Origin of the sequence: Falsibacillus albus, from assembly GCF_003668575.1 — a bacterium.
GTDB classification, from domain to species: domain Bacteria; phylum Bacillota; class Bacilli; order Bacillales; family DSM-25281; genus Falsibacillus; species Falsibacillus albus.
The window spans coordinates 31,308-45,524 of record NZ_RCVZ01000014.1 but is presented as its reverse complement, the minus strand read 5'-3'; the positions used below and the strand labels follow the sequence as shown (position 1 = coordinate 45,524).

General features: G+C 45.3%; 14 protein-coding genes. 5 read left to right on the top strand and 9 right to left on the bottom strand.

Annotated features, from left to right (window positions below):
* Positions 1–95: 95 nt before the first annotated feature.
* Both speB and speE read right to left on the bottom strand, forming a co-directional pair.
* The gene (gene speB / locus D9X91_RS17340) at positions 96–968 is read right to left on the bottom strand and encodes an agmatinase (protein ID WP_121681917.1); all 873 of its coding nucleotides are present in this window, start codon (positions 966–968) and stop codon (positions 96–98) included.
* 76 nt (positions 969–1,044) lie between these two features.
* Positions 1,045–1,875: a spermidine synthase gene (gene speE, locus D9X91_RS17335; RefSeq protein ID WP_121681916.1), complete on the bottom strand. Its 831-nt coding sequence runs from the start codon at positions 1,873–1,875 to the stop codon at positions 1,045–1,047.
* A gap of 487 nt (positions 1,876–2,362) precedes the next feature.
* Here speE and D9X91_RS17330 point away from each other — a divergent pair, with 487 nt between their 5' ends.
* Positions 2,363–4,393, top strand: coding sequence for a transglycosylase domain-containing protein (locus tag D9X91_RS17330; RefSeq protein WP_121681915.1), 2,031 nt, complete (start codon positions 2,363–2,365; stop codon positions 4,391–4,393).
* Positions 4,394–4,602: 209 nt separating this feature from the next.
* Here the strand turns inward: D9X91_RS17330 and D9X91_RS17325 are convergent, their stop codons facing one another.
* Positions 4,603–5,109 (bottom strand): YwhD family protein, encoded by a 507-nt coding sequence (locus tag D9X91_RS17325; RefSeq protein WP_121681914.1) that lies wholly within the window; start codon positions 5,107–5,109, stop codon positions 4,603–4,605.
* Between the two features lie 185 nt (positions 5,110–5,294).
* A complete protein-coding gene (locus tag D9X91_RS17320) occupies positions 5,295–5,945 on the bottom strand; it encodes a site-2 protease family protein (protein WP_121681913.1) in 651 nt (216 codons plus the stop codon).
* Positions 5,946–6,196: 251 nt separating this feature from the next.
* Between D9X91_RS17320 and D9X91_RS17315 the strand changes: the two genes are divergently transcribed.
* Positions 6,197–6,385, top strand: coding sequence for a 2-hydroxymuconate tautomerase (locus D9X91_RS17315; protein WP_121681912.1), 189 nt, complete (start codon positions 6,197–6,199; stop codon positions 6,383–6,385).
* A gap of 51 nt (positions 6,386–6,436) precedes the next feature.
* On the opposite strand, the gene D9X91_RS17310 is transcribed toward D9X91_RS17315, so the two are convergent.
* The 3 genes from D9X91_RS17310 to D9X91_RS17300 form a co-directional block, all read right to left on the bottom strand.
* Positions 6,437–6,949, bottom strand: a complete 513-nt coding sequence (locus D9X91_RS17310; RefSeq protein ID WP_121681911.1) for a YwgA family protein — start codon at positions 6,947–6,949, stop codon at positions 6,437–6,439.
* Between the two features lie 64 nt (positions 6,950–7,013).
* Positions 7,014–8,315 (bottom strand): HD domain-containing protein, encoded by a 1,302-nt coding sequence (locus tag D9X91_RS17305; protein ID WP_121681910.1) that lies wholly within the window; start codon positions 8,313–8,315, stop codon positions 7,014–7,016.
* A 216-nt stretch (positions 8,316–8,531) separates the two neighbouring features.
* Positions 8,532–8,756: a DUF1450 domain-containing protein gene (locus tag D9X91_RS17300; protein WP_121681909.1), complete on the bottom strand. Its 225-nt coding sequence runs from the start codon at positions 8,754–8,756 to the stop codon at positions 8,532–8,534.
* Between the two features lie 258 nt (positions 8,757–9,014).
* Between D9X91_RS17300 and D9X91_RS17295 the strand changes: the two genes are divergently transcribed.
* Entirely contained in the window at positions 9,015–9,788 is a 774-nt protein-coding gene (locus D9X91_RS17295) for an RsfA family transcriptional regulator (RefSeq protein WP_121681977.1), read from the top strand.
* A 232-nt stretch (positions 9,789–10,020) separates the two neighbouring features.
* On the opposite strand, the gene D9X91_RS17290 is transcribed toward D9X91_RS17295, so the two are convergent.
* Positions 10,021–10,878, bottom strand: coding sequence for a lipoate--protein ligase family protein (locus D9X91_RS17290; RefSeq protein ID WP_121681908.1), 858 nt, complete (start codon positions 10,876–10,878; stop codon positions 10,021–10,023).
* Positions 10,879–11,447: 569 nt separating this feature from the next.
* Entirely contained in the window at positions 11,448–12,419 is a 972-nt protein-coding gene (pta, locus tag D9X91_RS17285) for a phosphate acetyltransferase (protein ID WP_121681907.1), read from the bottom strand.
* 281 nt (positions 12,420–12,700) lie between these two features.
* Between pta and hemQ the strand changes: the two genes are divergently transcribed.
* Positions 12,701–13,444, top strand: coding sequence for a hydrogen peroxide-dependent heme synthase (hemQ, locus tag D9X91_RS17280; protein ID WP_121681906.1), 744 nt, complete (start codon positions 12,701–12,703; stop codon positions 13,442–13,444).
* Between the two features lie 227 nt (positions 13,445–13,671).
* Positions 13,672–14,094, top strand: a complete 423-nt coding sequence (locus D9X91_RS17275) for a cell wall hydrolase (RefSeq protein ID WP_121681905.1) — start codon at positions 13,672–13,674, stop codon at positions 14,092–14,094.
* Positions 14,095–14,217: the final 123 nt, after the last annotated feature.

Here is a 14,217-nt window from a genome sequence, read left to right as displayed (position 1 = left end):
ACTTAATAAGTATAAAAATAATTTCACGAAAATGCAATGGGTGACAGGCACCATCCATTTTCTGGATGGTGCCTGTCACCCTCTTATAAAAAATATTATTTAATCCAGCCAAGGATCATTTCGCGGATGAGCTTGCTGGCTGTATTGGCTGTCTGTTCAGACGTGTCGTAGATCGGCGCCACTTCGACTAAATCAGCACCGACGACATTGACTTGTGAACGTGCGATTTCATGGATGGAAGCCAATAGTTCCTTGGACGTGATTCCTCCGCAGTCAACCGTTCCCGTCCCAGGTGCATGTGCAGGGTCAAGGACGTCGATATCGATCGTGACATAGACCGGTCTGCCTGCAAGTTTAGGAAGAATTTCTTTCAACGGTTCAAGCACTTCAAATTTGGAGATGTGCATGCCGTTTTCTTTTGCCCATTGGAACTCTTCCTTCATTCCTGAACGAATTCCGAATGAGTAGACATTTTCCGGTCCGATGTGCTCGGCAATCTTTCTGATCGGTGTTGAATGGGACAACGGCTCCCCTTCATACTCCTCGCGCAGATCGGTATGGGCATCCATATGGATGATCGCCAAATCCTTGTACTTCTTTGATACAGCTTTCATGACTGGCCAAGAAACAAGGTGTTCGCCGCCCATGCCAAGCGGAAACTTATTGTCGTTTAATAATTTTTCGACAAACTCTTCGATCATGTCCAGACTGCGCTGGGCGTTGCCGAATGGCAGCGGGATATCGCCTGCGTCGAAATAGCGGACTTCCTCAAGCTCCCGGTCCAGGTAAGCACTGTATTCCTCAAGACCGATCGACACTTCGCGGATGCGGGTCGGGCCGAAACGGGATCCCGGACGATAGCTGACCGTCCAATCCATCGGCATTCCGTAAAGTACCGCCTGGCTGTCTTCGTAATTTTTATGGCTTCGAATGAACACATTGCCTGAATATGCTTCGTCAAAACGCATTTATATCATCCTTTTTATAGTTTTTGGTCAAATAATAGGGGCCAGACCCGGGTCTGACCCCTTCAATATAAAGCGATTATACTGTAAGGTCCTTCACAAATTTAGGAAGGGCAAATGCCGCTTTGTGAAGTTCTTTTGTATAGTACTTTGTTTCGATTTCATGGAAGCGGTCGTCGCTTACTTCAAGTGGATCATGCTTTTTGGACCCGACTGTGAACGTCCACATGCCGCTTGGGTAGGTCGGTATGTTGGCAATATACAATCTTGTGATCGGGAAGATCTCTTTTACATCACGCTGCACTTCGCGGATCAAATCCGCTTTGAACCAAGGGTTGTCCGTCTGTGCCACGAAGATTCCATCTTCTTTCAACGCTTTTGAAATCCCCGCATAGAAGCCTTTCGTGAAAAGGTTCACGGCAGGACCAACCGGCTCTGTGGAATCAACCATGATGACATCATATTCGTTTTCGCTTTGGGCGATGTGCAAGAATCCGTCATCGACTTTTACTTCCACTCTTTCATCTTCTAAATCGCCGGCAATTTCCGGAAGATACTTTTTCGAGTATTCGATTACCTTCCCGTCTATTTCAACAAGCGTTGCTTTCTTCACGCTTGGGTGCTTAAGGACTTCACGGATGACACCGCCGTCTCCCCCGCCAACGACAAGGACGTTTTCCGGGTTTGGATGTGAGAACAATGGAACGTGCGCCACCATTTCATGGTAGACGAACTCATCAACCTTGGAGGTCATGACCATGTCATCCAAAAGGAGCATATTCCCCCACTCTGCTGTTTCAACCATGTCCAGCTTTTGAAAATCCGTTTGCTCTGTATGTAAAGTGCGATTCACTTTCATCGTAATGCCAAAATCTTTCGTTTGCTTCTCTGTAAACCAAATTCCGCTCATTTTTATCCTCTTCCTTTCACTTCAGTATCGTCAGGCTTCTGTATATGAAATATCCTGTGCGAGCGCACACGACATTTACTGTTATCCTTCCCTAACATCATAAATACAAACATCACAAAAAGTATAGTTGAATCTAGCAAAATTGCAAGAAAAAATTTTTATTTTCAGCTCTTTTCGTAAAGTATGTACAAGGTTGATTTCCGCTGCAGGAGGCTCGCTTTCCAAGGGGCGGGCTTTGAGCCTCCAGCTCCAATCAACACCCTATGATGAATTTTCATCAGAAAAACTATTAAAAACAACAATCTTTAAGAAATCAGCCTTATTTTTTCATAGAAACGCGTTTAAAAGCAAACCGAAATAAACATACTAGTAGAAACGCGGAGACGGCTGTGCGCTTTGGTGCCTGTCACCAAAGGGGCTGGGCCTAAAAATACAAAAAGCGGGGTGAGTGGGTTTGGAGATCGCTCGAATAAGGTTTCGGAAGACGATGAAGTATTTGAGGGCATTTATCATAATCGGGGGATTTTTCACCGCGGTGGGCTTGATTCTGGTCGCCGGCGTGCTGATGTTCGCCAAAATCCAGGGGCCCCCACCACTCTCGGTACCTCAGTCGTCCCTGTACTACGCGAATGATGGCTCGGTCATCGGCGAAAGCAATAATGGACAGAAGCGGTATTGGGTGAGGTATGAAAACATCTCCCCTTATTTAAGGGACGCCACGATTGCCATTGAAGATAAGAATTTCTATGAGCATCATGGATTTGATTTCAAACGCATCGCAGGCGCCGCTCTCGCTGATGTAAAAGCGATGTCGAAGGTGGAGGGTGCGAGCACGATTTCCCAGCAGTATGCCCGGAATTTATATCTTACCCGCGATAAAACGTGGAACAGGAAATTGACGGAAGCCTTCTATACACTTCGCCTGGAAATGAACTATTCAAAAAATAAAATTCTCGAAGGCTATCTAAATACAATTTATTACGGCCATGGCGCATATGGAGTGGAGGCGGCCAGCCGCTATTATTTCAATAAAGATGCCAAGGACCTCACCTTAGGGGAATCTGCCATGCTGGCCGGAATCCCTAAAGGCCCAAGCATCTACTCGCCTTTCATTTCCTTTGATAAAGCGAAAAAGAGGCAGGCAATCATACTGCAAACGATGAACAAGCTTGGCTACATCACGAAATCCCAGTTGCATGCCGCTGCACAGGAGCATTTACAGTTTTACGGTAAATTCCCTGCACAGCACGCTGCCATTGCGCCTTATTTTAATGATGTGGTCAAGCATGAACTCAAAACCAAAGTTGGATTGGATGAGCGAACCATCGAACTTGGGGGCTTGCGGGTATACACTACCTTGGACAAGAAACAGCAGCAGATCGCCGAGGAAGTAATGAAGGAAACCATTTCCGATCAATCGGACATTCAACTCGGATTTGTCGCGATGGACCCGACCAATGGATACGTGACGGCCCTCATTGGTGGAAGGGATTATGAAAAAAGCCCATATAATCGGGCGGTTCAAGCCGTCCGGCAGCCAGGATCAACGATGAAGCCTTTGCTCTATTATGCTGCCTTGCAAAAAGGATTCACTCCTTCCACCACGATGCGCAGTGAAGTGACCACATTCCGATTCGACGACGGCAGGCCAGACTATACGCCGCATAACTTCAATAACAACTATGCCAATGATGAAATAACGTTGGCCCAGGCACTTGCCCTGTCGGATAACGTGTTTGCAGTGAAGACAAACATTTTTCTGGGAGAAGGTACGCTTGTCGATACCGCGAAGCAATTCGGGATTACAACAAAGCTGGCAAAAGTACCATCCTTGGCGCTCGGTACTTCAGGGGTAAGAGTGGATGAAATGGTCGGTGCCTACAGCATGATCTCAAATGGGGGCAAGAAGGTTGAACCTACCTTCATTACCAGAGTCGAGGATTATAAAGGAAATGTCATCTATTCAGACGAGCAGGCACATGATCAGGTGCTCGAGAAGGATACGGACTTTGTGCTTTCGCAAATGATGACCGGCATGTTCGATCCTAAATTAAATGATTATGCCAGTGTCACAGGCACCAGCATCATCAGCCAAATGTCCAGGCCGTATGCCGGGAAATCCGGAACGACCGACTCAGATAGCTGGATGATCGGGTTCGCCCCGCAGCTGACCGCTGGAGTATGGACCGGCTATGACAAAGGGAATCCGATCACGCTCACTGCCGACAAGCTTTATGCAAAGAACATCTGGATCAGGTTTATGGAGAGGGCGCTGAAAGACGAACCGATCCAAGCCTTCAAGCCGCCTAAAGGGGTCGTAGCCGTCCAAGTAGACCCTGATAATGGGAAGCTTGCGACGAAAGATTGTCCGGTATCGAGGCTGACCTATTTCAAGGAAGGCACGGAGCCGACGGAATACTGCGATGTCCATACAGGCAAACCGATTGAAGAGAAACACCAGCACAAACCTGCTCCAAAAAAGAAAAAACCATGGTACAAACGAATTTTTCCATGGTAGCCCTGTCCTTTGGTGACAGGCACCAAATATGAAAAACCTCGAGGTGTGCGGCCTCGAGGTTTTTCGTGTCCTAATTTTACTTGTGCGAACTGTACTTAAAATTTTACTTTTTTTCCCGGCTAACAGCAAGATGTACAAAGTAAATTCAAAAAACTGTCACAATTCGTACATATTATTGTGAGAATTTGTCATTTTGAATTGACAGCTTTCTATTCCAAGCCCATTTTCAGTTCTTCACTGGAGTTGATCCAGATGTTTTCATCATGCTTGCTTAAGAATTCCTTCAAAATGCCTTTTGACCTTTGATCCATGTGATCGACCACGATCTTTCGCTTCAATGACTTATCCATTAAATTCACATGTTCGGGAAGGGATTTATAGCCTCGGCGGATTTCCCGGTTTACAGTCATTTCGCAAGCGGTGACCCCGGCATAATATGGACCCTCTTCCTTGCGGTCAATCGTCACCCAAACGAGCCAATACGGTTTGGCACCAGGGGAATCCTCTTTATTCGGCGTGAATTTGATTCCTTTTTCAACTGCACTCCTTGCGTGCATGGCCCCAATATCGACGTGGGCGTCCCCTTCTTCAACGTCGATGATCACCGGCGATACGTTCTCCAGGCTCAGGGCGCCGATTCCATAGCCCTTATGGCCGTCTGTCGGATCATTTTTAATAATATTGAAACCGACCTTCTTTTTCTTTCCTTGTTCCATGAATGAACGTCTCCTTTCGGCATTATCCTATTGCTGCTTATTTTAAAGACTTTTATTCGTAAAAATTCGTGCAAGGGTGATTTCCGCTAAATGCCCGCTGATCCCTCCGGAGCCTCGCACCTTCCATTCCAATCAACACCCGAAATGACTTAAATCAACCATATTCTTTAATAAAGCCACTTCCACTAAAATAATGAAAATAATGTTTGGAAGCTTTGGATGAAATAGTTTGGCACGACATGGATGATCGGTGAAATCGTCACTGCATTCAACGGCGGAATGAGGACAAGGACCAAAAATATTAAGCCTCCATACTGTTCGTATTGCGTCAGCTTTGGCCTGAAGCTAGGCGATACTAAATCTTCCACGATCCGATACCCGTCCAATGGAGGGAATGGGAGCAGATTGAACACAAATAAGACCAAATTGATCCTGATGAACTGCTGGAAAAAATTCATGACCAGGCTCGGCAGCTGCATGGCGTGTCCGTTGATGACAATAAAATATAAGATGGCATATCCGATCAGCGCCATGAGGAAGTTGCTCAATGGCCCCATCAGTGCGACAATGATGCTGGCCAGCCGGGGCTGTTTAAAGAAGTGTCGGTTGACCGGCACCGGCCTTGCCCATCCGAAACCGGCGATGAACATGAAGATCGTCCCGAGCGGATCTAAATGGCTGATGGGGTTCAACGTCAGGCGGCCCTGTTTTTTCGCCGTCATGTCGCCAAATTTATAGGCTGTGAACGCATGTGCAAATTCATGCACTGTAAAAGCGATCAGCAAAACCGCTGCTAATATTGAAATGTCTTGGATTGATAGAGAAAATAATCCCACTAATGTAAGCTCCTTTTTACCCTATAGTAAAATACGAAAATCAACGTGTCCACACACGCAATCTTTGCACCTCTGTGTTCTAGTATACAAAAGAAAGCGCCTTTCATCACGTGAACCGAATCTCATTAAATAAGTATGTCTCTTTAAACGTTTCTATACACCTTGTATATCCTAAAAAATGTTCACTTGCCTGACCGAGTGAAAAGGAATACACTTTTCATGAACTTGATATGAAAGAGAGGAGATTCCCTATGCCATACGTAACAGTCAAAATGCTCGAAGGCCGCTCAGATGAGCAGAAAAAAGCCTTAGTCGAAAAAGTGACCGATGCCGTAAGCGACACGACAGGTGCTTCTAAAGAAAAAATCGTCGTCTTCATTGAAGAAATGAGCAAAAGCCATTACGGGGTAGGCGGCAAACGCCTGAGCGACGCAGAATAAAAAAAACAGCCCTGCCCCCTGGTGCCTGTCACCAGGGGTACAGGGCCTATCTCAATGCACAGGCTGTGCGATTTGCGCGAGCTGCTGGATGTATTGATATGCCTGATCGATTTCTTCTTCTGTATAGCGCTGCTTCCGTTTCAACGTGAATACCTTTTCCTGTACTTCTTCCTTGGAAAGATCATTGAAATACAGCACCGTCGACACCAATTCTAAAAATCTCGCATTCTGTTCATTCATGTTCAATAACACCGATTCGAGCTTAGGCATTTCAAGCTCATACATCTTCAAAAAATCCGTTCCTTCTTCCGTTACGGAATATTTATATTGATAATAGCCGCCCTTTTTTTCCTTTACTTCATGGATGAAGCCCATATTGCACAATTCCTCGATCCTTAGCGTCAACTCCTCGGAATATGGCCCATAGAAATGAAATTGGAATTTTTCCTGAAAAGGAAAGGCAATCTTCTTGGCAATGAAAATCATTTTCTGCAGCTTTTTCCGTCCGATGATTTCCCCTGAAGCCGCAAATGCACTCATTAATTTAGCGTGTTCTTTCAACAATGTTACGTCATCTCCTACTCCTAAAATTACACTGTAGAATCCGTCTTGTTGTCATTTAAATCCTTTATGATAATTCAAGTATGGATCGAATTTGCTTCTTCGTGTTTCTTTTCGTGGAATCATCGAACAGCAAATCCGCTGGATAATACAACTTATGGTCTGTCCTTCGTTTACCCGATATGGAATCGACGACATCGGATTCCCGGGAAAGCTCCCTTAATTCCTGGTTTTTCATCAGCAGGTGGATCGGCAGGCGCTCCTCTTCCTCCCCCGGACGGTAAAAGTCATACGGCAAATCTGAAGACGAATCGACCACCAAATAATATTCAGGATCGATGCCCGCTTTTTTGAATAATGCCTCTAGTTCGCTATGCTTCTTATATTCCTTGGCAGGGTCGAATTCGGCATATTTAAAGAGATTGCGATTCATGAACCGCTCACTCAAATCACGCAGGATCGGATCTTCCTCCTCTTGCCAAATCTGAAAATAAAACATGATGACCGCTTCATCCAGCTTCAAATAATCCTCTAGCGTCACTTGCTCCTTGAACAATGAATAAAAGTGGATCGGCTCATGCTTAAACTTATAGCCGGTATGATATAGATCCTTTGCACGATGAAGGATCTTCGTTAAAATGACCTCCGCACTCCGTGTGACGGGATGGAAATAAATCTGCCAGTACATTTGATAGCGGCTCATGATGTAATCCTCGACCGCGTGCATCCCGCTGTACTTGATGACCACTTGATCTTCACGGGGACGCATGACGCGCAGGATCCGCTCCATATCGAAGTGTCCATAGCTCACCCCTGTGAAGTAGGCATCCCGTTGCAGGTAATCCATCCGGTCCGCATCGATCTGGCTTGATATCAAGCTGACGACGAGCTTATTTTCATATGTTTTTGCAATGACTTCCGCCACTTTTTTCGGAAAGCTTTTGTGCACTTTCATCAAAACTCCATTTACTTCCGTATCCCCGAGGATGATCTGCTGTGTGAAATGTTCATGGTCAAGGTGGAAGACCTTTTCAAAGGAATGGGAAAATGGCCCATGCCCCAAATCATGAAGCAATGCGGCACAAAGTGATAAAAGCCGTTCATCGTCATTCCATTCCGGACGCCCTTCGAACACATCATCGACAATCCGGCGAATAATCTCATAAACTCCCAAAGAATGATTGAACCGGCTATGTTCTGCACCATGAAAGGTCAAATAGGTCGTTCCGAGCTGTTTGATCCGTCTCAGCCTTTGGAACTCCTTTGTCCCGATCAAATCCCATATGACTTGATCACGTACATGTATGTATCGATGAACAGGGTCTTTAAATACCTTTTCCTCGCTTAGTTTTTGTTTGGAATATTGCATATTTTACCCTCTTCCTAATCAGCGTGTGTTTCTATTATACAAAGTTTTCCCATTGAGGGCATCTCAAATTCTGGCAAAAAATGAGGGGAGCCGACAAATATCTAACAACGACGCGTATTTTTCTGAATAAAAAATATTTTCAGATATATGGTGTTTTATCAGCTTCCCAGGGTCAATAAAAAATCACCTTCCCTTTTCGGATAAGGCGACTTCATCTCACTTTTTCAGCTTATTCTTCACTTTTTCCATAAGTTCTTCTTCGGTTAATGCTGCCAAGGGGCGATTGTTTACAAATGCAAAGGTCTTCTTGCGGCCGGGGCCACAATAGGATTGGCAGCCGACATCTATATTTGCATCCGGATCGATTTTCTTTAATTTAGGAATAAGTGTCTTCAAATTCACTGCTTGACAGTCATCGCAAACTCGAAATTCGTTTGCCATTGTCCGACAATCCTTTCGTCCTTAATTCTAATTGCTAAGGGGTATTTTACATTCAAACGGACGGGTTTGCAAGGGATTCCCTCTTCCAGCTTCATCCTATTCCTCACCAAGTCCCATACCCATATTGATGCACCGCCGTCAGACAAATTCACATTGGGAAACTATCATCTTTTTTCCCATATTGGTATAAAACGAATCAAAATTGTCCAAACTTTTCTTAAGAAAGCAAGTTTGATATTGAATGAGGGAGTTGAGAATATGAAAACACGTCAAGACGCCTGGACAGAAGAAAATGATTTACTATTGGCAGAGACCGTGTTGCGCCACGTGCGTGAAGGAAGCACCCAGTTAAATGCATTCGAAGAGGTAGGGGATAAGTTGAACCGCACCTCGGCAGCCTGCGGATTCCGCTGGAATGCAGTTGTTCGCCATCAATATGAGAAAGCCCTGCAATTGGCCAAAAAACAGCGAAAGCAGCGTCATCGCTTGCTGGGCAAGGAACAAAGCGGCAAGAAAAAACTACTCTATCAACCTCCGACCCCATCCATGGAGGTACTCGACCAAATAGATTTGGAATCAGAGGAAGCAGAGGAAATTTTATTGGAGGGAACACCTATTGCGGAACCGCAATACGAAGCCAAGGAGACTGCAGCACCAGCTCCACAGGCTCCTATGATGAGTTATCAGGCAAAGGCACCTGCACCAGCAGCATCGGCCCCTGGTACCCTGTCACTGGAAAAAGTCATTGCGTATTTACAGCAAATGACTGTCTCGAACTACCAGTCCGATATTCTTAAAAATGAGAATGAGAGATTGAAGCGTGAAAACGCCGAACTGATGAGGAGAAACAGTGAGTTAGAAGATAAAATAGACGACCTTGAAAACAATTCGGTCACGATGCAGGAAGATTATGAAACATTGATGAAGATCATGAATCGGGCAAGGAAGCTTGTTCTGTTCGAAGAAGAAGAACGTCCGCAGACGAAATTCAAAATGGATCGCAATGGCAATTTGGAAAAGGTTGCAGAATAACAAATAGAAACAAAAATGGAGTACGGACTCTTGAAGTCTGTACTCCATTTTTTATCCGATTGTTGATTTCCGCTGCAGGATGCCCGCTTTCCGAGGGGTGGGCGTTGATTAGATGGAAACCTGGTAGACTCCTAACGGTCGAGTCGAGACCCCGCAGCGAAGCGAGGCGGCTCGACCGATTGTCAGCTGAAATCGGACAGATTTCCGTCCTATCAGCTATTCTCCCGTATGGTTAGATCACACTTCCAGCTGATTCGTCGTCGAGTACTTTTTCGTTCCTTGCAATGACCCTTTGATAATATCCTTCGTACCAATCGAGTTCTTTTCCGGCAAGCTGGCTTGCATAAATATTATCACTCAATCCCTTCAGCGTATTCAAAAAGCGGAGCATGACATCCGGTACGGACAGCTCGACTCCGTACAATTCCGATAGGGAAGCCATCACTTCCGGTTCTACTAAGGGATATTCGAATTTTGTCTGCTCGCCTTTTTTTGCCAAATCATAAAAATCCTTTATGACTTTTGCCCGCTCTTGTCCGCTTCCATTCACGCATAAATAGATTTGGACTGCGACCCCGTTGCGCAAACGCCGCTGCGAGATGCCCGCAAACTTTTTACCGTTTATGCTGAGATCATAGCTGCCCGGACAGTAGGAGCCGACGATTTCCTTTGCCTCGATGGTTTGGGGGAAATCGGCAAACATGTGCTGGATCAGCTCCCACATCGCGTCATAGCCCCTATTGATATCAATTCCTTTATCAGAATCCTTGAAAATCAGAGAAATGTTCAACACACCTGCGTCAAGCACCACCGCCAGGCCGCCGGAGTTCCGAACGATGTAACGGAAGCCCCTGCTTTTCAAATGATCCAATCCCTCCTGTAAGAATGGAAGCCGCGTATCTTGGATGCCAAGTACGACCGTTCGATGGTGGACCCAAGATCGTGCAACGGATGGCGAATTCGCTCCCCCGACGGAGGTGCATAATGTATCATCCATCGCAAAGGATTGCAGGGCGCCGAACAATGGCCCCAGGCTTGATTGGTCAATGATTCTCCATTCTTTCTGTTTGAGTAGGGATATCGCATTCATTCTGTTGTTCTCCTTTATGTTCCTGTCTAATTCAATTCAGTCCCACTATTATAGCATAATCGGTTGGCCGCAAGAAAAATGGCATTTTCGCAGATATCGATAACACATCCACTTAATTCATGGTGTGGTTTAAATCCTTTAAGCAAACTCTTCTGTGATTTGGCTCTTTTCGTATCTTTTCGCACAGTTTATCGCTTTTCATTAAAGGTTGTATATAGTTGATTTCCGCTTCAGGATGCTCGCTTTCCGAGGGGCCTCACTCGAAGTGAGGTCGTTCGATGTTGGCACACGACGTGCCGAACTTAATCGAACATCCGCCTAATCACTCCTCGCTTCGCTGCGGGGTCTCGCCCACTGGCTTTGCGCAACTTCCGGAAAAAGAAAATATTCATCAACGGATGAATGGTAGGCTGAAAATAGGGGCCGTTCCTTTCCGCTCCAACCGACAACAATTAGAGGTTCATTCCTGTGATCACCTGATAAAGCAAAAACCTTTGAGAAACATGCGACATTAAAAAAAGGAAGAACGCAACGGCCACAGCCAATTCGTTCTTCCCCTAAGTTTATATTTATAAAGATTGAGCTGCTGTGATCAAAGCAAGCTTGTAAACATCTTCTTCGTTGCATCCGCGGGACAGATCGTTCACAGGGGCGTTCAATCCCTGAAGGATCGGGCCGACTGCTTCAAAGTTCCCTAGACGCTGTGCAATCTTGTAGCCGATATTCCCTGCTTCCAAGCTAGGGAATACAAATACGTTTGCATCGCCTTGAAGGACAGAGTTTGGCGCTTTTTTCTTTCCGACAGATGGAACGAATGCTGCGTCGAATTGAAGCTCTCCATCCACAACAATGTTTGGATTGCTTTCTTTAACGATTTGCACCGCATTGACAACCTTTTCTGTCTCAGGTGATTTTGCAGAGCCCATCGTTGAGAAGCTCAGCATAGCCACGCGCGGTTCGATATCGAACATTTCTGCAGTTTTGGCGCTTTCCGCTGCGATTTCTGCAAGGTCCTGGCTGTCTGGTGAAATATTGATGGCACAATCGGCAAACACGTATTTTTCATCTTCGCGCACCATGATGAATACGCCAGAGGTTTTCTTGACACCCTCTTTTGTTTTGATGATCTGCAGTGCAGGGCGGACAGTATCTGCCGTAGAATGGGCAGCGCCGCTCACCAATCCGTCAGCAAGCTTGTTGTACACAAGCATTGTGCCGAAGTAATTTTCGTCCAAAAGGATTTTTCGGGCATCTTCTTCCGTCGCTTTCCCTTTGCGGCGCTCAACGAATGCCGCGACAAGCTCGTCCATTTTTTCATAGTTGCTTGGATCATAGATTTCGACTCCGTCCATAGTTACGTTCAATTCGGAAGCCTTGTTAAGGACATCTTCTTTATTGCCGATCAGGATCGGGGTTAATATCCCTTCTGAAGCCAAACGTCCTGCAGCAGTCAGGATGCGTTCGTCCAACCCTTCAGGAAATACGATTTTGACATCTTTATCAGATACTTTATTTTTTAAGCCAGTAAATAAATCACTCACTGTTGACATCCTCCTTCAATCACATTCTTCATTTAGCATAACCGACTGCAACCAAATTTCAAGGTTAAGCCAAGCTGTTACCGCTTCCATATAAAAAGTCTTTTTTTTCGAAATATTACTCCACTTCCTTCTATCCTATTACCCTATCTTCTCCTGTTTCATGTGCACTATTCTTCGATTTCCATCGGATGTGAAACATTCGGGTTTTGTACATAATATCCTTGGCCAAACTATGATATAGTGAAAATGGAATCTTTTAGAACAGAATTGGAGTGATTTCAATGAGCGAAGCAGCTCAAACGTTAGACGGTTGGTATTCCCTTCATGATTTTCGTACGATGGACTGGGCCGTTTGGAAAACGCTCTCAAGCGATGAGCGACAAGCAGCAATCGTGGAATTCCATCGTTACCTTGATAAGTTGAATGAAGTTCAGGACAATGAGAAAGGCAGCCATGCCCTGTACTCGATTGTCGGTCAAAAAGCTGACTTTATGCTGATGATCCTTCGTCCGACAATGGAAGAGTTGAATGTGCTGGAAAATGAATTCAACAAGCTGAAAATTGCTGAATATACAATCCCTGCTTATTCCTATGTTTCTGTTGTAGAATTAAGCAACTACTTGCCATCCGACGAAGATCCATATGAGAACCCTCATGTGCGTTCCCGTCTCTATCCTATCCTTCCAAAGGCAAACCATGTCTGCTTCTACCCGATGGATAAGCGAAGGCAAGGAAACGATAATTGGTACATGCTCCCGATGGAGGAAAGAAGGAGCATGATGAGAAGCCACGGGATGATCGGCCGCCAATATGCCGGCAAAGTGAAGCAAGTGATTACCGGCTCCGTCGGATTTGATGATTACGAGTGGGGCGTCACACTCTTCGCAGATGACGTTCTCCAATTTAAAAAGCTTGTATATGAAATGCGTTTTGATGAAGTAAGCGCCCGCTACGGTGAGTTCGGAACCTTCTTCGTCGGAAACATTTTGAATGAAGATAAAATTGCTTCATTCCTGCACGTATAAATCGCCTTCCTCAGTCCGGCCATTGCCGGACTGTTTTTTTTGCACTTTTCATAGAGTTTTCTGCCATTAATCAAAGAATCACCTTCCACTCCGATCAACAAAATGCAATGGTCCCTTTTCCAACTAATAATAGGCTTCTTCATTTATTGGCATATCTTTTCGCAAAGGTACATACACATGAAATAGTGAAAACTAGCCAATGCACCACGAAAGAGAGAGGTGGGATGATGGCTGTCATTCCCTTTACGGAAGCAGAAGTAAAGCTTTTGGCAAGGCTGATGCGGGCCGAAGCTGAAGGTGATGGCAAGCTTGGGGAGCTGATGGTGGGAAATGTAGGGGTCAATCGCGTCATGGCAGACTGTTTGGATTTCAAGGATATAACAAGCATTCAAAAAATGGTTTATCAAAGTCCTGGAGGCTTTGAGTCTACCCAGAAAGGATATTTTTATCAGCGTGCCCGAGGTAAGGAGATTTCTTTGGCCAGGAAAACGATCAACGGTTCCCGCTACAATCCCGCTACCTACTCTTTATGGTTCTTCAAACCTTCTGGAGGGTGTCCCGCGCAATGGTACAATCAGCCAAATTCAGGACAATATAAATCTCATTGTTTCTTTCAACCGACCCAAGGAAATTGTCCGAGTGTTTTTTAAAGACGTTCCGAAATCTTGCTGCTGAAGCAGCGAAATATTTTTTTCAAAATTGCTGTTTTCGTAAAGCTTGTTGCTTTTCTTAAGATTGAGTACGGTTGATTTTCACGGAAGGATGCTCGCTTT

What these genes read in the sequence shown, in the direction of transcription:
- D9X91_RS17290 (WP_121681908.1), bottom strand. Translation starts at nt 10,878, where the DNA reads ATGAATGCGATATCCCTACTCAAACAGAAAGAATGGAGAATCATTGAC.
- D9X91_RS17325 (WP_121681914.1), bottom strand. Translation starts at nt 5,109, where the DNA reads ATGGAACAAGGAAAGAAAAAGAAGGTCGGTTTCAATATTATTAAAAAT.
- D9X91_RS17275 (WP_121681905.1), top strand. Translation starts at nt 13,672, where the DNA reads ATGGCTGTCATTCCCTTTACGGAAGCAGAAGTAAAGCTTTTGGCAAGG.
- speB (WP_121681917.1), bottom strand. Translation starts at nt 968, where the DNA reads ATGCGTTTTGACGAAGCATATTCAGGCAATGTGTTCATTCGAAGCCAT.
- D9X91_RS17305 (WP_121681910.1), bottom strand. Translation starts at nt 8,315, where the DNA reads ATGCAATATTCCAAACAAAAACTAAGCGAGGAAAAGGTATTTAAAGAC.
- D9X91_RS17330 (WP_121681915.1), top strand. Translation starts at nt 2,363, where the DNA reads ATGAAGTATTTGAGGGCATTTATCATAATCGGGGGATTTTTCACCGCG.
- D9X91_RS17300 (WP_121681909.1), bottom strand. Translation starts at nt 8,756, where the DNA reads ATGGCAAACGAATTTCGAGTTTGCGATGACTGTCAAGCAGTGAATTTG.
- D9X91_RS17315 (WP_121681912.1), top strand. Translation starts at nt 6,197, where the DNA reads ATGCCATACGTAACAGTCAAAATGCTCGAAGGCCGCTCAGATGAGCAG.
- hemQ (WP_121681906.1), top strand. Translation starts at nt 12,701, where the DNA reads ATGAGCGAAGCAGCTCAAACGTTAGACGGTTGGTATTCCCTTCATGAT.
- speE (WP_121681916.1), bottom strand. Translation starts at nt 1,875, where the DNA reads ATGAGCGGAATTTGGTTTACAGAGAAGCAAACGAAAGATTTTGGCATT.
- D9X91_RS17295 (WP_121681977.1), top strand. Translation starts at nt 9,015, where the DNA reads ATGAAAACACGTCAAGACGCCTGGACAGAAGAAAATGATTTACTATTG.